This is a genomic window from Neptuniibacter sp. QD48_11, from assembly GCF_047778095.1.
GTDB lineage: Bacteria > Pseudomonadota > Gammaproteobacteria > Pseudomonadales > Balneatricaceae > Neptuniibacter.
In genome coordinates, this window is sequence record NZ_CP180551.1 from 2,722,414 (window position 1) to 2,741,540 (window position 19,127).

Genomic DNA, 19,127 nt, shown 5'->3' on the forward strand with positions numbered 1-19,127 from the left:
TTATACTTTTCAATAAGCTAACGGGATGTAACCCAAATTTAATCCCTGACTAAATTAAATTCTGTTCTAATCTAGATCAGAGTTTGAGATGAAATAATCAAAGGAAACTGATTATGGCTACCAATTCCCCTACCCAATTATTCCGTACCTTAGCAATTTCATGCATTCTACTGGTAGCGCCTAATGCTATGGCCCAAGAGTGGGTTTATTCAGTGGTAGAAGGGGACACTCTGTCAGAATTTAGCCAAAAACATCTCTACAAAACCTCCTATTGGAAGCAGCTCCAGAAAATTAACAATATTGCTGACCCTAAACGCATTCCCGAAAACACCAAACTTAGGGTCCCTCTTGCTTGGATTAAGTCTCAACCGGCCTCCACCGTTGCTACTGCCATTGAAGGAGATGCAAAAATAATCAAGCACGCTGATAACAGCCAAGAAATACTTACGCTCAAATCAAAGTTTAACTTAGGCGATCAGCTTCATACGGGCAACCAAGCAAGTGTTATTGTCCGTTTTGCGGATGGTAGTGAGATGCTGGTGCTACAAAACTCGCGAGTTAGCTTTAATCACCTACGCCAATACGGTGAAACAGGTATGGTCGATTCTCGAGTGCAACTGATCTCGGGGGAAATTGACACCGTGGCACAGCCACAAAGAGGTGATGGTGCTCGTTTAGAGATCCATACCCCTGCAGCCATTTCAGCCGTCAGAGGCACTGAGTTCCGTACAGCCTATTCAGCGGATAACAATACGGCACGTATCGAAGTGCTTGAGGGCGGAGTTGCTGTAAAAGGCGCTAAAAGAACACGTTTAGTCAGATCAGGCTTCGGTACAACCGTTGAAAAGAATAAAGCGCCAATGGTGCCGAAGAAGCTGCAACCAGCACCAACGCTACTAGAGCTCCCCGAGGAAATACAGCAAATTGGTTATGAAGTTCGCTGGAACGAAAATTCAAAAGCAGCCAACTATCGAGCTCAAATCTCAAAATCTGACCAGATGACAACGATTTTATGGGATAGCCACAGTCCTCGTAACCGTATCAATCTGCCAGACCTCGCAGACAATACTTATTACCTGCAAGTTAGAGCCATCGATCATGATGGCATTGAAGGCTTCGCTACCAATCAAGCAATCATTCTGAATGCACGTCCACAACCGCCATTCCCTATGGCGCCAGCGAATAAAGCAACGCTTAGAGGCCAAACGCCTTTATTAGAGTGGACCCGTTCCAGTGATGCCGAAAACTATATAGTAGAGATAGCAACTGACGCTAACTTCCAAAATATTGTTACATCTGATTCAGGCCTAACCACACCCAACCTAAACCTAACAGGCTTGGCCGAATCACAAACCTATTTTTGGCGTTTGGCAAGCGTTGATAGTAAAGGTGAACAAGGCCCGTACAGCGATACCCGGGTATTTGATGTTAAGCCTATACCGGCTACACCCCAGCCAGAGCTAGAACAAGATGAACAAGAAGTAAAACTGTCATGGGCATCCAGCAAATACGAACAAACATATCAGGTGCAAATTGCCCGCGATCGTAAATTTGCAACTATCCTTACAGATACAACCGTGGCAGAACCAGAAATAGCTATTCCTCGGCCCGAAGGTTATCGCTACATCCGAGTAAGGGCATTGGCCGATGATGGCTATGCAGGTGCCTGGGGTGTAACTCAGGAGCTTACCCCTCCTCCGAGTGATAGTTGGGTTTATGTATTTGGATCATTTGTATTGACCATCTTGTTGTTATGATTAAACGCCGATTACAACAATTAATCATTCTGGGATTACTCTTTCTCAGTATTGTGATCGGCTATAATAGCTCCCTACTCCAACGTGTTGACCTTATTGCTTACGACACCCTGATCTCTCAGGAATTAGATAATCCTCCTGAAAATATCGCAATCATTGCAATAGATGACGCGAGCTTATCGCAATTAGGACGCTGGCCTTGGAGTCGCAGTATCCACGCGGATATGCTTTCACAACTTACAGAAGCTAATACCTCAGCCGTTGCCTTTGATATTCTCTTTTCTGAAACAGACAGTCCAGAAGCCGATCAGGACTTTGCCCGAGCAATAGCCCAACATGGCCGCGTAATCTTGGCTATGGCGCCCGAAAAGACAGACAACCCAGAAGGCATCAAAGAGCTACTACCTATCCCAACTTTAGCTGCGCCCAGTGATGGCATTGGTCATGTAGACACCGAAATAGATTTGGATGGAATTAGTCGAAGAGTTTACCTTTACGCGGGTTTAGGTGATCCTCATTGGCCAACGTTGGGTCTAGCGCTCTATCAAAGCTCCCAAGAGGCACAAACCGATCTCCCCTTTAAGAAATCTGCGTCTCCGTCAGGTTCAGGCTGGCTTCGCCAGATCCCCTTTTTAATTCCATTTTATGGCCCCCCTGGAACCATCCAGCGCTATTCATACATCGATGTACTTAATGGCACGGTGGAACTAGATAAATTATCAGGAAAAACCGTGTTAGTGGGCGCCACCGCATCCGGTATGGGAGATGCGATAAGCACACCTGTATCCGGCCAACATCAGCGTATGCCTGGTGTTGAATTAAATGCCAATATTGCTGCGGCATTAATGGATAAACGCTTTTTATTTGAGCTTACGCCGACCGTTCATCTAATCATCACCTTAGGGCTGGCCCTGACCGTTTTACCTTTTATGTATCTGTTACCGCGTCGCTATTATCCGTTAAGCATCCTTTTTGCCATTGCAGTAACCGTTACGCTGACAATCACTTTATTTAATGAACTAAAACTCTGGTTCTCACCAACAGATGCACTAGCGCTACAAGCTCTCTTTTTTATGTTCTTGAGCTGGAAACGTTATAACGCCTCGCAGCGACAGATCACTAAGCTCAATAAAGAAGTTTATCAGCAACTGAATTTTGATCCGATTACTCACCTACCGAATCGAGAGATGATAAAAAGCCAGCTTGATACTGCTATCGGTGAAGCCCAAGTGGGTGAAATCATCGCCTTTCTGGTGATCCAACTGAGCGGGATTAAAGAGGTTAATAACCGCCTCAGCATCTCGGCAGGTGATAGCGCACTGAATATAGCGGCCCAGCAAATAAAAACCGCCGTGGGTTTCCATTATCCTGTTGCACGTTTAGGTGGGATTGAGTTTGCTGTGATGTTACCTAAGCAGACTGATCACAGTAATGCAGAGCAAATAGGCCGCCGTTTACTACAGTTGCTCCGTCTTCCTTGCCAACTAGAAGACCAGCATTTCTTCTTTAAACCTTCAATCGGCATTAGTTTGTATTCCCAAGACGGCAGCGAATGCGAACCGTTAATCAATAATGCCTACACGGCCATGCAGAAAGCCAAATCAAACCCTAAACGGGAACTCTGCTTTTATTCTACAAGCCTGAAACAACAAATCATCGACGAATCTTCGTTAGTTGCCGATCTCCATCAAGCCTTGAGCCAAGATCAATTTGAAGTTTATTACCAACCTCAAGTGTTGAGCTTGACCGGGCAAGTTATCGGCCTAGAAGCCCTATTACGCTGGAAACACCCAACGCGCGGACCTATTTCCCCAGCAGTATTTATACCAATCGCCGAGAAAAGCGGTTTGATCATCAACATTGGTGAATGGGTTATGGAGACCGCCTGTCGCCAAGCAGCCACATGGAATTGGCAAAATGACAAGCCGATACGCATCGCCGTCAACTTATCGGCTGTGCAGTTCCGTGACGAACAACTTATCGAAAAAATTGAACGTATACTGCAACAGACTCAGTTATCCCCAGATTTGCTAGAAGTAGAGCTAACAGAGTCAGCCTTGATGGATGATCATCAAGAAACCATCACGACTCTAACTCGCCTCAAAGCTATGGGCATACAAATCGCAATCGATGATTTCGGTACGGGCTACTCCTCCTTAAGCTATCTGAAACAGTTCCCGTTAGATCGCATCAAAATCGACCAAAGCTTTGTCCGCGATTTAGATGAAAGCGCTGAAAGCGCAGAGATAACCCAAGCAATTATCACTATGGCACGAAGTCTCAAACTTCAGATCATTGCGGAGGGTGTAGAAACTCAGCAACAACGAGGTTTCCTGCTAACCCAAACCTGTGATGAGCTACAAGGTTTTTACTTTAGTAAACCACTTCCTTCTCACGAAATATCCAAACTCATCAACCAATCTCGCTACCTCACCCCTGATGATAGAAGCCAAAAATCCGATTGAACCGCTTTTAATCTTCTACCGTTCAACGTATATATAACGGGTTAATTCTGGAGATTTAAAATGAGCCAAAACGTTCTACTCATCTACACTGGCGGCACAATCGGCATGCAAGCCTCTGATAAAGGCTATGTACCTATGGGTGGATTTGAGGATGTCATTCGCAGCAGACTGGCACATTCTCACCATTCAGCCCTGCCTGATTTTGAGATGATTGAACTCAATCCGCTCATCGATAGTGCTAACCTTGAACCATCACACTGGAACAAGATCGCTGATTTAGTTATCCAACACTATGATAAGTATGATGGTTTTATCGTCCTGCATGGCACTGACACCATGGCTTACAGTGCCTCTATGCTGTCATTTATGCTTCAAGGGTTAAACAAACCTGTGATATTTACAGGTTCGCAAATCCCTCTGTCTGAGTTACGTAATGATGCGCTAGATAATCTAATCACATCGATGATTTTGGCGGCATTTCATCCTGTAAATGAAGTTTGCATCTACTTTAGCGGAAGACTTTTACGCGGAAACCGCGCGAGTAAAGTGAAAGCAACTGGACTAGATGCCTTCGATAGCCCTAATTTCCCTTGGCTTGGTCAGATCGGTTTACATATTGAGTTACACAGCCGGCTTTTTATTCCTGCAGATAAAGAGAATTTTGTCTCACCAACTTTTGATCCTAAAGCGGTGTCTATCTTGCCGATCTATCCTGGCATCTGTGGACAACTAGCATCTAGCATTCTCGAAAGTGAAGGATTAAAAGCAATTATCCTTAGAAGCTATGGCGTTGGTAATCTGCCCGATAGCAACAAAGCGTTATTGAGTGCTTTACGTAAAGCTCACGAAAATGGGATTGTTATCGTTAATATCAGCCAATGCTTACAAGCGGATATTCTCCAAGGACAATATGCCTGCAGCGAAGCTTTAAATGAGATCGGTGTTATTTCTGGGGGAGAGATGACCTTAGAAGCAGCCTTCTGCAAGCTTCATTATCTGTTAGCAAACAAGTTATCTGCGGAAGATATTCGGAAACAGTTCCCTAACAGTCTGTGTGGTGAAATAGATACTGATTAGCAATTAGGGGATATCAATTTCCTCTAACCATGCTTGTTCATCAGGCTCTAAATATACCTGCTCAAGCAGTTCAACCGCCCAACGTTCCTGCTGAGCAATGTTTTGCAACATAGCAATCGCCATCACTTTTACAGCAGGTACAGGGCTCCAAATAGAACTATTAAGGCAGCGCCAGTGATTATTATCACGTATTTTAGGACGCTCAATCTGTTGCGTGCAAACATCACAAATCATGATGCAATGTTCAAAGTTTGGCTCCGTCAAAATAGGAGGCACCTCAAATATGCCTAATTTAACGCCTTGGGCATTACATAATTCACAATGAGAACTGCAACGGCGCACCAGATCTTTGCCAAATAACGATAAACCGTGATGTCTCTCCTGATATCGTGCGTGACCTCTGGACATAATACATCTCCTTCTCCTTCCCTATTTAAGAAATAGCATAAACGCTGTTATATGAAAGAAATCTAAAGAAATAATGGCGAGAGTCTCTGAGCCTTAAATAACAAGGGGCGATACCATGAACGGTATCGCCCCTTTCTGCCGGATGGATACTCCGACTAATCGGCCTTCTCAGGCAAAAGGTCTATCTATATCATGCAGCCTGTTGATGATCCCAGTGCAGGTGAATAATCTCGACTAACGCTTTAGGGCAATGCTGCCGTATCAACTTATGAGTTTCCGTCATTCGCTCTGCGGGAATATCCACCATGACTAGCACACCCCCTTGCTGTAAAGCATGCTTATACTTTGCCAACAAATGTACCGGAGTGTCTTCACCAACCAGCTTTCCGAGCCATCCTCCTAAACCTATTCCAAGGATGCTACTTATGACCACTGTGCCACCGCTGACTACTGAGCCAACCGGACCTAGCACTGTGGTTGCCACAAGGCCAGCTGCGAGGCCAAAACTGCCTCCTGCAACCATGCCCCAATCTAGATCATTTTCACGTTCAGTTGTTTCTATGTCGGTCGCGGCGCGCGCTGATATTTTCTCGATTAGAGATGCGTCTTCAGCAATAAAGTGAATAGATTCGTCTTCGATCCCAACCGCCAGAAAGTCAGCCACAACAGAATTTACTTGTGACACCGTAGGGGCGAGAAACACTAGCCTTCTCATAACCCTTAACCCTAGAAACAACACTTTTAGAGTATAGTTTATACCCTTTTTTCTGCTGGTGATTAGCGCGATTTGCACCGTATAATGCTTGAAATTTTTTCACGCAGAGGATTGGACAATGCTGCACATAGGGACCCCTTTATCAACTTCAGCTACCCGTGTATTAATGTGTGGTGGTGGCGAACTAGGTAAAGAAGTTGTCATCGAATTACAACGTTTGGGAGCGGAGGTTATCGTTGTAGATCGCTACCCAAATGCGCCAGGAATGCAGGTAGCTCATCGTAGCCACGTTATCTCCATGCTAGATGGCGAAGCACTTCGTAAAGTGATCGAAGAAGAGAAGCCAGATCTTATCGTTCCAGAGATCGAAGCGATCGCTACAGATACACTGGTTGAGCTAGAAAACGAAGGCTTCAAAGTAGTACCTACGGCTCGCGCTGCTCAACTGACGATGAACCGTGAAGGCATCCGTCGCCTAGCTGCTGAGGAGTTGGATATTCCAACATCTCCATACCAGTTTGCAGAAACCTACGAAGAATACAAAGACGCGATTACAAACGTAGGGATCCCATGTGTTGTCAAACCTATCATGAGCTCTTCTGGTAAAGGTCAAAGCACGATTAAATCAGAAGACGAAGTAGAAGCAGCTTGGCAATATGCTCAAGAAGGCGGTCGCGCTGGTAAAGGTAAAGTGATTGTCGAAGGCTTTGTCGATTTCGATTATGAGATCACGCTTTTGACTGTTCGCCACGATAGCCAAACAAGCTTCTGTGAACCCATTGGTCACGTTCAAGTGGGTGGTGATTACCGCCAGTCTTGGCAACCTCAAGAGATGAGCGACAAAGCGCTAGAAGTCTCTAAAGATATCGCAGAGAAAGTCACAGCAGCACTTGGCGGTCACGGCATCTTTGGTGTTGAGCTATTCATCAAGGGCGATCACGTTTACTTCAGCGAAGTATCACCTCGCCCACATGACACAGGCATGGTAACGATGATCTCTCAAGATCTATCCGAATTTGCGCTACATGCACGTGCAATTCTAGGTTTGCCAATCCCGAATATTCATTTCCACGGCCCTTCTGCATCCAGTGTTATTTTGGTTGAAGGTGAATCCAAACAAGCACGTTTTGGTAACCTTCAACAGGTACTTGCAGAACCTAACACTCAACTACGTTTATTCGGCAAGCCTGAAGTAACAGGCCAGCGCCGCATGGGTGTGGTATTAGCGCGAGACAACAGCGTGACAGAAGCTAAAGAGAAAGCGATTCGTGGTTCTACCGCGATGAATGTTGAGCTTTAATAGTTCAAACTTTCCTAATTCAGGCAGATATTCGTATCTGCCTGAATTTTATGGAACCTTTAGCGTTTCTGGATTACTAAGTACAAACGCTCAAAACTAATAAGGATAAGCGAAATGGCTGAACCAAAATGTCCAGAATGTATGGTAGAAGGTATTGAACACATTGTCTCTAAAGACAGTACCGAACAAGCCAAAGACAGCCATGCTTGGTTCCAAGTCGCTTATTGTGACAGCTGTGGACATATCTACGGCGTATTTGCAAAACACACCATTCCAGCAGGCAAGAAAGGTCCGCAACTTGTCCTGAACCGCTAAAAAAGTGGACCTGATTTAGAAAATAATCAGGTGCATGATTCCCCTAACTGTCATACCAAACAAACCACCGTATACGGCATATCTAATGACTTGCCCAATACGTTTGCCGGCAGCTGCAAAGATAGCGACACCGAGAACATCAAGTGGGTTAGTTGCAAAACCAGCCATACGGTTTAGCTCATTGATGGTGATTAAGCCCTGATTGACCAAATCGATCGTCACGCCCATAAAGGCCGTGCCACCAGCAATAAACTTAGTCACCAATGGAAGTACTGTGGCCTCAGGTAAACCAATCAAACCCAGCACAGGCGCCAGTGCCGAGCTAAGCAAACCAATCGCTCCAGTTACCTTTAAGATATTGACGAAGCAGATCGCTAAAATCAGCATAGGCAGCATATCGAGAACAAGCTTCATCCCCTCTTTACCACCTTCGCCAAGTAGCTGCATAACCGACTTTTTACTGCCTGCATCCGCTGCTATCTCAGTTTCTTGAGTATCTGGATCGGTCAGGTTTCGCGTTAAAAGGTAATAGGTAAACGCTGCAGCGGCTAAGCCCCCCACAACAGAGGTAAGCAGAGTAACACCCAAATCCAAACCCACTGCACTTAGCGGAAAAGTCGCATTAGCTTGTGACATGGCTAACACCATCGCTAATGTAGCTGCGATATAACGGCGCGAAGTACCGTTTTTATCCATTAAAGTTAAGGTGGCTAAAGGCGCGATAAAGCTGACAAACAGTAGCTTCAACATCGCCAAAACACCTAGACCCGGAATACCAAAGATGCGAGAAACTGGGGCCAACATATTAGAGATCCAGCAAAGTACACCTTTTGCCTCTAACAGCTTCATGAGTGACAACATCACAACCATGATAGGCAGTAGGATATACAGCCCCATATCTAAGCCAGAACGGCCAGATTCAAGAATTAGCTCAACAATTTGATCCACAAGGGCAAGGTCTCTGAAAAGTGGTTAGGTCGGGAATTTTACCTAGCCCTTACCCCTTAAACCAGCTATTCCTAATATTTTTTGTCAATTGGTAAGACCAATATTAAAGATCGTAAGGTTCGATTTGGAAAGCTTCCATGATATAACCCGAAGTAGCCATATCATTGCTGACGGTCTCAGTGTTAATACGCCCAGTTACCCAAACGGCATCATAAAGGTTTTCAACATGAGTGCCCGGCTCAAAATTGACGTGGATGATTTGGTTCGACGGTGGTGGTGGAACATGAATACAGGCTCCAAAATAAGGCACCAAAAAGAAGGTCGTTACGGTTTGGCCTTCCGATTCTAGAGGTACAACATACCCAGGAATTTTAATCATTTTCCCATCGACCTCAGGAACGACTGGGGCAGACTGCATTGCAGCCATCATCTGATCCAACAACTCCTGCGCCTTGGGATCAAAATCATCGATCATGGCCATCTCATCAGTGATACCCAAAAGCTCATCTAACGAGAAGTCCGCAGGCATTAATTGTTCCCACTCAACCTCTTCTACTTTCTCACCATTCAGCATATTTGCTGTGGTCGCATTACTTAACGCCAACAAAATTAGGCTAAATAGCCAAACGGGGAATCGCCCACTGAGCATTACACTCTCCACTAAATTTTAACTGCTACACCATCCGCTAGGGATTGTTTGTACGCTCGATATCCAGGTACAGCACCAACCACTGTGCCAGATACCAATAGCACAGCAATGAGCTGCCATTGCCATAAGGTAGGCCCAGTAATACTTAACCAAACACCAAATTCTGTCTGGAGCCAAGGTGCTAATAATAGCAAGTTTAAGTACAACAAGAGCATGCCCAATATAATACTGATCGCTGTAACGAAAAAAGATTCCAAAATTAGTAAAGATAATATTTGCCAGAGACGCGCACCAACCGAACGAAGGATCGCTATCTCCCTGCGTCGCTCATTAAGGCTGGCTAGCAGCAAGGTCATCAAACCTAGCATGCTGGATATAATCACAAGGCCAGACACCACCAGCAAAGCTTGTTCTGCCAAAGAGAACATCTGCCATAAAGACTGTAAGGCCAACCCGGGAATAATCGCTTGTAATGGTTCTTTTGGGAATTGATTGATAGATCTTTGCAGGTGGAAAGTAGAAAAGCGGGATGTTAGCCCGAGCATAAACGCAGTGATCTGCTCTGGCTGTAGCTTGCTGAGTTGCTCTTCCGTGTAAGCCCCGCCAGATCCGGGTATTTGCACCCCTGCTTTCCAATCGATATGAATCGCTTCAATAGCCGCTAAACTCACATGCAGTGTTTGATCTACAGGGGTCCCTGTAGACTCAAGAATACCAACGACTTTGAAAGGCTTATCATCATGCTCAACCAGAGAGGCGTTACCGCGACCATGAGCGATCACAACAGAATCGCCTAACTTGTATTGCAGTTTCTCGGCGACATCAGAACCAATGACAACATCAAACACGCCCTCAAACTCTTTGCCTTGCTCCAAAGCTAAAGGTTGTTTTTTGCCGTAACGAAAGTACTTAAAGTAATCAGATGAAGTTCCTAATACTGGGTAACCACGATGGGAATCACCCAATGAAAAAGGAATGCTCCAAGCAACCTTTGAATGACGACTAATTGCCTGATAGCTACTCCACGAGAGATTATTGGTCGCATCGCCTAAGCGGAACACCGAATAGAGCAATAAGTTTATGGAACCACCCTTAGCCCCAACAATCAGGTCGGTACCAGATACAGTGGAGGTGAAACTACTTTTAGTTTGAGTCCTCAGCGTGTCTACCGCCATAACCAGCATGATACTTACGCTGAGCGACAAGACTGTGAGTAGGATAGTACTCTTACGATTAAGTAAGCTCTGCCAAGTTAAACGAAATAAGATCACAACGCGAAGCCCCCTTCAGTACTAGGAACTAATCGTTCAACCCTCGAGAAGTACTGCTCTAAGTTTGGATCATGACTTACCATCATCAAGGCAGCCCCAACCGATTCACACTGCTTACATAAAAGCTGCATAAACATATCTCTATGTTCAGTATCTAAAGCAGAGGTTGGTTCATCCGCAATGATCAGCTCGGGCGAGCCAAGCATCGCCCTAGCCACAGCCACACGTTGCTGTTGACCTGTTGAAAGCGCTAGCACCTTGCGTCCTTTGGTAAGGCTATCGCCCAACCCCAATTCCTGCAGAAGATAGTTAGCACCTTCGCTAACGCTGCCGTATTTTTCTTCGGCTCTCGTTTTACGCGAAGCGGAGAAATGACAGGGCAACGCGACATTGTCGATCAGATCAAGATGAGGTAACAGATTAAACTGCTGAAATATAAAACCGATGTGGTCGGCACGAAAACGATCCATCTTCCGAGACGTAAAAGTGCCCACATCTTGCTCTAGTATTTTGATAGAACCAGAAGATGGAGCAATCATACCGCCCAACAGATTGAGCAATGTACTCTTACCACTTCCTGAAGGGCCTTTAATAAAGACACTTTCAGCCTGCTTTAACTCAAAATAAGGAACCGTGATCCCGTGTGTATGACGGTTCCATCTAAAAGTTAAGGCATCAATTTCAACAGCGCTTGGCATTTTGATTCCTTGATTAAAGCTCTAAGACCCTCTGCATAGGCGTGAGTTCCACAGAGCGGATATCGGCACCATTTAGCACGTTTACTTTCACAGTTTCCATATGAGGGAAATGGCTAAAGAAATCTAATGTTACTGCATTTATTTTCGCAGGGTTAACACATTGGAAGTGATAATGCGCTGTAATGTTGCGATGCTTTTCATGGTCATGATGATCTGCGTGATCGTGGTGCTTATCGTGGCCATGATGGTCTTCATGTTTATGATCGTGGTGCTTATCATGATGAGCTGCATGTTCATGATGTGCGTGCTCATCTTCCTCTTCACCGATCGTTACTTTAGTGTCATCAACAATACATAGCGCATCGTCTGGAAATTTAATGCGAGCATAAGCATCTTTTAGCTGCTTAGTGGCACTCTTAATTTTTTGTTTGTCTTCAGCACTGACCGCTTCGTGCTCAAAACCGGCAATGTTCATTAGAGGGGAACGTAGTTCCATCTCCGCAACGTTACCTTCAATAACAAAATTTAGCTCAGCAATACCATGAACATGAGCTTCATGTTGATGGCTTTCAGCCATAACAGAACTTGCTAACACGGCTGTAGATACCGCCGCTAAACGAAAAACTTTATTTAAAATCATTCTAAACCATCGACACAGTTAAAGTTGTTATAACATAACAATATACTATAATTACTCAGCTTAAATCCATGACCGTTTACTCGGTACCCTCATCAGTTTGAGTCTGTTTAATTAAGCTAGCTAAACGAATCAAAGCGCCGCGACGAGCCTCATTCCAAGCATGAGCAAAACTTAAACGTAAACAATTACGGTACTGATTTTGCGCTGTAAACAGATTACCCGGGGTAATTAATATGCCTTCACTTCGAGCTTTTAAATACACCGAAGTCAAATCGTAGCTATCTTCCAATTCTACCCATAAGGTCAAACCACCTTGCGGTTGGCTCACTCTAATCACACCTAATTCGCCCCACTCCTGAGAGAGTAACTGAATAAGCTGATCTCTCTGCTGCTGCAAAAGCATCTTTTGCTTTTTCAGATGTTTCTCATAAGCACCCTCTTTGAGGAAATCGACCAAACCTTGTTGAGTAAATTTATTTAGGGCGAGAAGGTTCACCATTTTAAGGCGCATCAACTGCTTCTGTTCAGCTGCAATAATCCAACCCAAACGAAGCTCTCTTGAAACGGACTTAGAGTAAGAACCACATAGAATCACACGGTTTTCACGGTCCATACTTTTTAATGGTGGGACGCGCTGACCAAAGGCTAAGTCGCCGTAAATATCATCCTCAACCACAACAAAATCGTGTTTACTCGCCAAAGATAAAAGATGCTCACGCGCAGAGACCGACATCAAAGCGCCACTCGGCGTCGCAAATGACGGCGTCACTATGCAGGCTTTAATCTCCCACTCTTCTAACGCCTGTTCCAGCGCCTCTGTCGACATGCCAGTATGGGAAGAGACGGGGATTTCCAGCACTTTTAACCCCATGCTTTCAATAAGTTGTAACACGCCATAAAAGCCTGGTGATTCAACCGCAACAATGTCTCCAGGTTCACAGCTTAATTGCAAAGCCAACGAAAGCGCATGCTGACAGCCAGCGGTAATAGTGACGTCTGCGGCACTAAAATGACAACCAGTCCGACGATATCGTTCCGAGAGATGCTCTCTCAACTCCAATAAGCCAGATGGTTCATCATAATATTGATGGTCATTACATTTCTGTCGGCGTAACGCTCTGCCAATACTGCGATTCAGCTCAGTAATACCCACCGGCATATCCATATAGCCTTGCTCTTGGGGAAAGATATCGAAAGCCGCATTACGCTCCATAATGTCGCGAATAAGATCACTCATATCGACAAGCTGAGGCGCTACGGAGAGTTCAGGGCGAGAGGGTGTAGGATGGGCTTTAGGCAAACTACAGACATAAAAGCCTGATTTAAAACGAGACTCGATCAAACCCGCCGCTTCCAAGCGCTGGTAAGCATGAATCACCGTTGCTTTAGACAAGCCTTGTTGTTCACACTGAACGCGAATCGAAGGCAGTTTACTCCCCGCGGGCAGATCGCCATTTTTTATCGAATCAGCCAACGTCTGCTCTAAGTTTTGGTACAGAAAATCCATAATCCCTCCACTATCTGTACCTATTATAATTATTTTTTTTAAACCTGCCCCTATAATTTGCATTCCTGTACAGTTGTTCACAATCACCGATGAGCAAAGTGAGCACAACATGCAACAACAAGGTAACAGTGAGATTCCTGTCACTATGATTCAGGAAGCTCCCCCTCTTCCCGGCAACGGAAAATTTCATGTTCGTCTAGTCGAAGGCTTCTATCAAAACCTAAGGCGTTTCACCAGTTGGCCAATGCTGGCACTCTTCTTTGGACTTGTATGGGTTCGTATCAATGGTGATCCACTAGTTTTATTTGACTTTGAAAGCCACCGTATTTTCCTTTTTGGTGCAGAATTTTCTTGGTATGACCTACCGGTATTAGCGGGGTTATTGATTGCGGGGGCCAGCCTGTTGTTTTTTATGGCCGTCGGCTGGGGGCGTATTTGGTGTGGTTTTGCCTGCCCTCAATCAATCTGGACTTGGATCTTTATCCGCATTGAAGATTGGACCGAAGGGCGCGCCGCACTACGATCAAAATCTGAAGAAAAATCCCTAACCGGTATTCGACTGGTTCGACGCGTTCTGAAACATGCTCTTTGGCTTCTCGTTTCAGTCGCTACAGCGATTACGTTTAGCGGTTATTTCGTCCCTATCGAGCAGCTTCTGCAATCGATCTTCAGCTTGGAAGCTTCGCTCTTTGTATTTACGTGGATTATCTCCATGGCACTGCTCACTTACTTCAATGCAGGCCTTGTCCGCGAAAAAGTCTGTTTGCATATGTGTCCCTACTCCCGTTTCCAAGGGGTAATGTTTGACGAGGATACACGTACCGTCGCTTATAACTCGCTACGCGGAGAACCACGTACCCACCTTCGCGGTAAAGAAGATAATCCTGGCGATTGTATCGACTGTGGTATCTGCGTGCAGGTTTGCCCTACTGGAATAGACATTCGAGATGGGTTACAAGCCGCATGTATCGATTGCGGTGCCTGTATTGATGCCTGTGATAACGTCATGACTAAGTTAGGTCGACCAACTGGACTCATTGAGTTTTATTCTGAAAAACAGCTACAAGCTATTGAGACGAATACACCGAAAGAAGCACCGCCGAAACAACCAATCCTGCGCCCAAGATTGATTGCTTATATGACCATTCTGATTATTACCGTATGGGGTGTTGTTTACGGTATGCATAACCGCACAGAGTTGTTAATTGAAGTAGCTAGGGAACGTGGTCAGCTTTACCAAGTGGTAGGTAATGAGGTCTGCAATAGTTACCAAATCGAGTTGGAATCCTTCTTGCCTGATTTGAAACAGCTCTCTGTTAGCGTTCAAGGTGTGGATAGCGATCAGCAGTTCAAACTTAAAGGTCCTGCAAAAATCGAGCTAAACCAACAAAATGCGATCAAGATTTATCAAGTCTGTGCGGTACCGAGCAACTTAGATAAAAGCACGCAGATCCAGTTTAATTTTAGAAACGAGACTTTCTATACCTATAAAGCGAGTACTTTCCTTACTCCCTAATGTAGGACAACCTCTTCGATCATAATCAGGTGAATTTTAGGGTGCCTACCAACCCTACCCCACAGCGGTTGGTAGGATCTACAGTTCGAGAGGGCCTGATTATGATTTTCCCCAATTGCCGGTAATCACTGCCGGCAATTTTTTTATTTTGTTCAAACTACCCTTCAGCTAAACGTTCTTTTTTCTGACGTGACAGACGTTTGATTTCGTACTCGCGCTTAGATGCACTGGAACGATCAATATGTTCCTCTTGCCAATAAAGTGATACTGGCCTGCGTACCCTTGTGTATTTAGCCCCGCCCACCAGCTCGCCATTATGCTGGCGAATGCGACGTTCAAGATCTGTCGTGATACCTGTGTATAGGGTTTCATCCGCACAACTCAGAATATACACATACCAATTGCTCTCTTTATCCTTCAAAAATTCACTCTCACTCTAAACACATAACCTAAGCAGTATATTTTCCCCATGAGTTTCTTAAAACCAGAAAAGCATTCAAACACAAGACGGCTATAGGAAGCACCAATGTAAGTACCTACATACACTATAGATCCAATAATACCTAAGCTTTATTTTCCCTTTCTACATAAATTAAAACAATGATTACACACAATGAAAATCTACGTAAAAACGATGTGGACAGAATCTGCTAGCTCTTTTTGCTGGAGAATCAAGTGGAAATTAACCGATTGAAAAATAAGCATTTTAAATAGTGAATAATTTTACAACAACTAACGCAAACTCCGCGCCTATGCTACTTGCAGCAAGCTACCCAAAACTTATTAAGAAAGTTATCCACAGATTTTATGTATAACTAAATATGACCGCCATCGGTTTATTCTCATCCCTAAAAATACTTCTACGAATAACTGCTAGTCTAAAAATAACTGGATCATTTGTTTATAAAGGCATAGCGATGAAACAAACAACCTTAAGCGCTGACTGGCAAAGCTGGGTCGAGGAAAATAGAGCTCGTAACTGTGACCTTGATGAGATGGTTGAGATTCTCAAACAAAATGGGTTTAGTAGTGAAACTGCTATGAGTGCCGTTTATAAGCAACAAGACAAGGCTAATTCATCACCAAAACCACTATTTACTGGAATCGTTTTCTACACAAGCAGAGCGATGGTGCTCATCTCTCTGTTGTTTAAGATAGAAAACTTAGCTAAGGGAGCTACTTCCATTTGTTGGGTGTAGGAGGAGATAAAAAGAAAAACCTTTAAAAATCAGTCTTTTCTTTGTACTCGCACAAATCTTCGATTAGACAAGAACCGCATTTAGGCTTTCGAGCAACACAGGTATAACGACCATGTAAAATGAGCCAATGATGCGCATCGATCAGAAACTCTTTTGGAACAAAACGCATAAGCTTCTGTTCAACTTCATTCACGTTTTTACCTGGTGCTATCTTAGTACGGTTTGAGACCCGAAAAATGTGAGTATCTACAGCCATGGCTGGCTGACCAAAAGCGGTATTTAAAACCACATTTGCTGTTTTACGCCCTACACCAGGCAGCGCTTCTAAATCAGCACGGTTATCTGGTACTTCTGACCCATGCTTGTCGACCAAGGCCTTACAGGTCTTGATCACATTCTCAGCTTTAGTGTTAAACAAACCGATGGTTTTAATATATTCCTTTAAACCATCTACACCCAAGGCATAGATCGCCTCTGGAGTATTCGCTATGGGGTAAAGCTTGCGAGTTGCTTTGTTCACGCCCACATCCGTCGCCTGAGCAGAAAGGATAACGGCAATCAGAAGTTCAAATGGGGAGCTGTATTCTAGCTCAGTCGTAGGATGAGGGTTATCTTCACGCCAACGGGTGAAGATTTCGTGCCTTTTTTGCTTGTTCATTACTAAATATCTTGAAGTGCTTTAGTTGTAATCACCGAAAAGACTGACCCAATTACGGCCGCTCTGTTTAGATTTGTAGAGCGCCTGATCAGCTTCTTCTAGCCATTGCGTAGGCGTTTGTTGCTCGTAATTTAGCTCAGAAACACCCAAGCTAATGGTAACTTTTAATTGATGTTCGGCATAAGGCACAACGAGGCTCTCTATACGAGAACGTAGGCGCTCAGCAAAGATCATAGCATTTTCACCATTCGTACCCGTCAAAATCGCTCCAAACTCTTCACCGCCATAACGCCCTAGAAAATCGGTTTTACGCGCCTGATCTTTTAAAGCTTGAGCCACAGCACGAATGATTTCATCGCCGGCTTGATGCCCATAGGTATCGTTCACTCGTTTGAAGTGGTCGATATCAAACATCACTAAACTACTAACTTCCTGACTGCGATTGAAGCGCTCAAACTCTTGATTAAGGCACTCTTCCCAATAGCCTCGATTGTTTAAGCCGGTTAACCGATCTTCTCGGCTTAACGCTTTTAACTGATCGTTAGCCTGCTGCAATTCGATCTGACCAACCGCCGTATCTGTTACGTCATAAATCAAGATACCAACATGATCCACTTCACCAGTGGGTGACGTTAGCGGGATCAAAGTAACATTTTGATACATGAATGGCGCACTGCCTGTAATCGGGCGATTACTCTTGAAATGGAACAGATAGGGTCGTTGTTCCCAAGAGATATAAGCAGGGTTCTTTAACAGAAAAACTGACTCTAATTTTTGCTTTAACCAACGACAAGGAAGCTCAGGAAATTTAGCAAATATAGAATGATCTGCTAGCTTGACTCCGGATATACCTGAATGGTTTTCCATAAAACCATTCCACAGCTTAATAAGGCCCGCTCGATCAACAACCACCAAGCCCACTTCAAGGTTTTGAATCAGCCCTAAAGTCCAATGTAACTCATCGATCTCTTGGAAATTCTGACTATTCATTCAAAATAACTCGCAATCTTCTGTAGTACAGGTAAGGAATCAGGGGTAAACGCCAAAATCAGCTCACACTGAAAGTCATATTCAGGTAGCTGATAATCAACTGAAATAGTCATGGTTTGGCCTAAAGATCCTACTTGATCACAAACCCTTTCAACATCATGCAAAATACTAGGGGTTGCTCGACTAAATACAAGGTCCAACTGTTGCGCAAAACCAGAAATAAATGCACCAATAAGTGCATTCGCAAGTGACATTAATAAATCAGATTCTGAATATTCCCCATTCTCTGTCATCCCCATCAGCCTTGCCACACGGTCTAAATTACCCGTTTGCAGCAATAACAATGCCTCACCTGCTACACCCGAGCCAATAAAGCCCTGACTAATGAGTTCATGCTGATTATCTGACGCAATCTTAAGCTGATTCGCTAGTTCTGAAGTTGCAACCATTTTCACAACAGGAATAGGCAGATGGACGAAAGTCTTTAATAAACTGCCTAGCATACTGCCCGCTTGGCCCATCGCAACATTGGCGATCTCTTGATAATACTCAGGCAAAGCAAGCGGAGTGTCGATCTGCTCTTCAACAATGACTGGATGTTCCAGCTCGCTTAACAAACCAAAACGTTGGAGAACTTCAGAGATCACCTCTGGAGATGTGGGCTTTTTGATAAAAGCCAGTGCACCTAACTCTTCTACCCTTGATTGCGCTTCCGGCTGAATATCACCGGAGACAACTATCACCATTGTGGGAAGATCATCTTGGCGGATACGCTCAAGCGCCTGATAGCCATCCATAATTGGCATGGTTAGATCAAGGAATAGAATATCACCCTTGCCGGCTCTAATTGCTTCAAGCCCTTCTAGACCATGTTCAGCAAACGTTACTTCGACATTCCACCCACGAAGAGCGGATGCCATTTGTTTACGTGCTAAACGGGAATCATCACAAATAACTACAGGAACAGGCTGGCTCACAATCCTTCCTAAAGAATAATAACCAAGGAAAACAGTA

Annotated in this window: 19 protein-coding genes; 7 read left to right on the forward strand and 12 right to left on the reverse strand. The window is 44.5% G+C overall.

Going from position 1 to position 19,127, the window contains the following annotated elements; all coding sequences use genetic code 11:
* The first annotated feature begins 113 nt into the window (after positions 1–113).
* The 3 genes from ACMXYU_RS12670 to ansA are packed head-to-tail and all read left to right on the forward strand — an operon-like array spanning position 114 to position 5,299.
* On the forward strand, positions 114–1,757 hold the full coding sequence (locus ACMXYU_RS12670) for a FecR domain-containing protein (RefSeq protein WP_415898964.1): 1,644 nt from the start codon (positions 114–116) through the stop codon (positions 1,755–1,757).
* On the forward strand, positions 1,754–4,222 hold the full coding sequence (locus ACMXYU_RS12675) for an EAL domain-containing protein (RefSeq protein ID WP_415898965.1): 2,469 nt from the start codon (positions 1,754–1,756) through the stop codon (positions 4,220–4,222). The genes ACMXYU_RS12670 and ACMXYU_RS12675 overlap by 4 nt, the downstream gene beginning before the upstream one ends.
* Positions 4,223–4,282: 60 nt before the next feature.
* Complete coding sequence (ansA, locus tag ACMXYU_RS12680) at positions 4,283–5,299, forward strand: asparaginase (RefSeq protein ID WP_415898966.1); 1,017 nt, start codon at positions 4,283–4,285, stop codon at positions 5,297–5,299.
* 3 nt (positions 5,300–5,302) lie between these two features.
* Here the strand turns inward: ansA and ACMXYU_RS12685 are convergent, their stop codons facing one another.
* Together ACMXYU_RS12685 and ACMXYU_RS12690 are read right to left on the reverse strand one after the other, a co-directional pair.
* A complete protein-coding gene (locus tag ACMXYU_RS12685; protein WP_415898967.1) occupies positions 5,303–5,707 on the reverse strand; it encodes a phnA protein in 405 nt (134 codons plus the stop codon).
* A gap of 190 nt (positions 5,708–5,897) precedes the next feature.
* A complete protein-coding gene (locus ACMXYU_RS12690; protein WP_415882066.1) occupies positions 5,898–6,371 on the reverse strand; it encodes a hypothetical protein in 474 nt (157 codons plus the stop codon).
* 169 nt (positions 6,372–6,540) lie between these two features.
* On the opposite strand from ACMXYU_RS12690, the gene purT reads away from it, so the two are divergent.
* Together purT and ACMXYU_RS12700 are read left to right on the forward strand one after the other, a co-directional pair.
* Positions 6,541–7,722 (forward strand): formate-dependent phosphoribosylglycinamide formyltransferase, encoded by a 1,182-nt coding sequence (purT, locus tag ACMXYU_RS12695; protein WP_415898968.1) that lies wholly within the window; start codon positions 6,541–6,543, stop codon positions 7,720–7,722.
* Positions 7,723–7,836: 114 nt separating this feature from the next.
* Positions 7,837–8,037 (forward strand): transcriptional regulator, encoded by a 201-nt coding sequence (locus tag ACMXYU_RS12700; RefSeq protein WP_415898969.1) that lies wholly within the window; start codon positions 7,837–7,839, stop codon positions 8,035–8,037.
* Positions 8,038–8,052: 15 nt separating this feature from the next.
* Here ACMXYU_RS12700 and ACMXYU_RS12705 read toward each other — a convergent pair whose 3' ends face one another.
* From ACMXYU_RS12705 to ACMXYU_RS12730, 6 genes are all read right to left on the reverse strand, one after another.
* Positions 8,053–8,985: a nucleoside recognition family protein gene (locus ACMXYU_RS12705; protein ID WP_415898970.1), complete on the reverse strand. Its 933-nt coding sequence runs from the start codon at positions 8,983–8,985 to the stop codon at positions 8,053–8,055.
* 103 nt (positions 8,986–9,088) lie between these two features.
* Positions 9,089–9,634 (reverse strand): DUF3299 domain-containing protein, encoded by a 546-nt coding sequence (locus ACMXYU_RS12710; RefSeq protein WP_415898971.1) that lies wholly within the window; start codon positions 9,632–9,634, stop codon positions 9,089–9,091.
* 11 nt (positions 9,635–9,645) lie between these two features.
* The gene (locus tag ACMXYU_RS12715; protein WP_415898972.1) at positions 9,646–10,905 is read right to left on the reverse strand and encodes an ABC transporter permease; all 1,260 of its coding nucleotides are present in this window, start codon (positions 10,903–10,905) and stop codon (positions 9,646–9,648) included.
* Positions 10,902–11,603: an ABC transporter ATP-binding protein gene (locus ACMXYU_RS12720; protein ID WP_415898973.1), complete on the reverse strand. Its 702-nt coding sequence runs from the start codon at positions 11,601–11,603 to the stop codon at positions 10,902–10,904. Before ACMXYU_RS12720 ends, ACMXYU_RS12715 begins: the two co-directional genes overlap by 4 nt.
* Before the next feature lie 13 nt (positions 11,604–11,616).
* Positions 11,617–12,243, reverse strand: a complete 627-nt coding sequence (locus ACMXYU_RS12725; RefSeq protein ID WP_415898974.1) for a ZrgA family zinc uptake protein — start codon at positions 12,241–12,243, stop codon at positions 11,617–11,619.
* 76 nt (positions 12,244–12,319) lie between these two features.
* Positions 12,320–13,750, reverse strand: a complete 1,431-nt coding sequence (locus ACMXYU_RS12730) for a PLP-dependent aminotransferase family protein (protein ID WP_415898975.1) — start codon at positions 13,748–13,750, stop codon at positions 12,320–12,322.
* Between the two features lie 109 nt (positions 13,751–13,859).
* Between ACMXYU_RS12730 and ccoG the strand changes: the two genes are divergently transcribed.
* Positions 13,860–15,266 carry a cytochrome c oxidase accessory protein CcoG gene (gene ccoG, locus ACMXYU_RS12735; protein ID WP_415898976.1) on the forward strand — a complete coding sequence of 469 codons (1,407 nt, stop codon included), beginning with the start codon at positions 13,860–13,862 and terminating at the stop codon, positions 15,264–15,266.
* A gap of 157 nt (positions 15,267–15,423) precedes the next feature.
* Here ccoG and ACMXYU_RS12740 read toward each other — a convergent pair whose 3' ends face one another.
* Complete coding sequence (locus tag ACMXYU_RS12740; protein ID WP_415898977.1) at positions 15,424–15,660, reverse strand: GIY-YIG nuclease family protein; 237 nt, start codon at positions 15,658–15,660, stop codon at positions 15,424–15,426.
* 523 nt (positions 15,661–16,183) lie between these two features.
* On the opposite strand from ACMXYU_RS12740, the gene ACMXYU_RS12745 reads away from it, so the two are divergent.
* Complete coding sequence (locus ACMXYU_RS12745; RefSeq protein ID WP_415898978.1) at positions 16,184–16,465, forward strand: hypothetical protein; 282 nt, start codon at positions 16,184–16,186, stop codon at positions 16,463–16,465.
* Positions 16,466–16,487: 22 nt separating this feature from the next.
* Here the strand turns inward: ACMXYU_RS12745 and nth are convergent, their stop codons facing one another.
* From nth to ACMXYU_RS12760, 3 genes are read right to left on the reverse strand one after another with little or no spacing between them, the layout of a single operon-like run.
* On the reverse strand, positions 16,488–17,123 hold the full coding sequence (gene nth, locus ACMXYU_RS12750) for an endonuclease III (RefSeq protein WP_415898979.1): 636 nt from the start codon (positions 17,121–17,123) through the stop codon (positions 16,488–16,490).
* 21 nt (positions 17,124–17,144) lie between these two features.
* Positions 17,145–18,113 (reverse strand): diguanylate cyclase, encoded by a 969-nt coding sequence (locus tag ACMXYU_RS12755; RefSeq protein WP_415898980.1) that lies wholly within the window; start codon positions 18,111–18,113, stop codon positions 17,145–17,147.
* Positions 18,110–19,090: a response regulator gene (locus tag ACMXYU_RS12760; RefSeq protein ID WP_415898981.1), complete on the reverse strand. Its 981-nt coding sequence runs from the start codon at positions 19,088–19,090 to the stop codon at positions 18,110–18,112. Before ACMXYU_RS12760 ends, ACMXYU_RS12755 begins: the two co-directional genes overlap by 4 nt.
* Positions 19,091–19,127 lie beyond the last annotated feature (37 nt).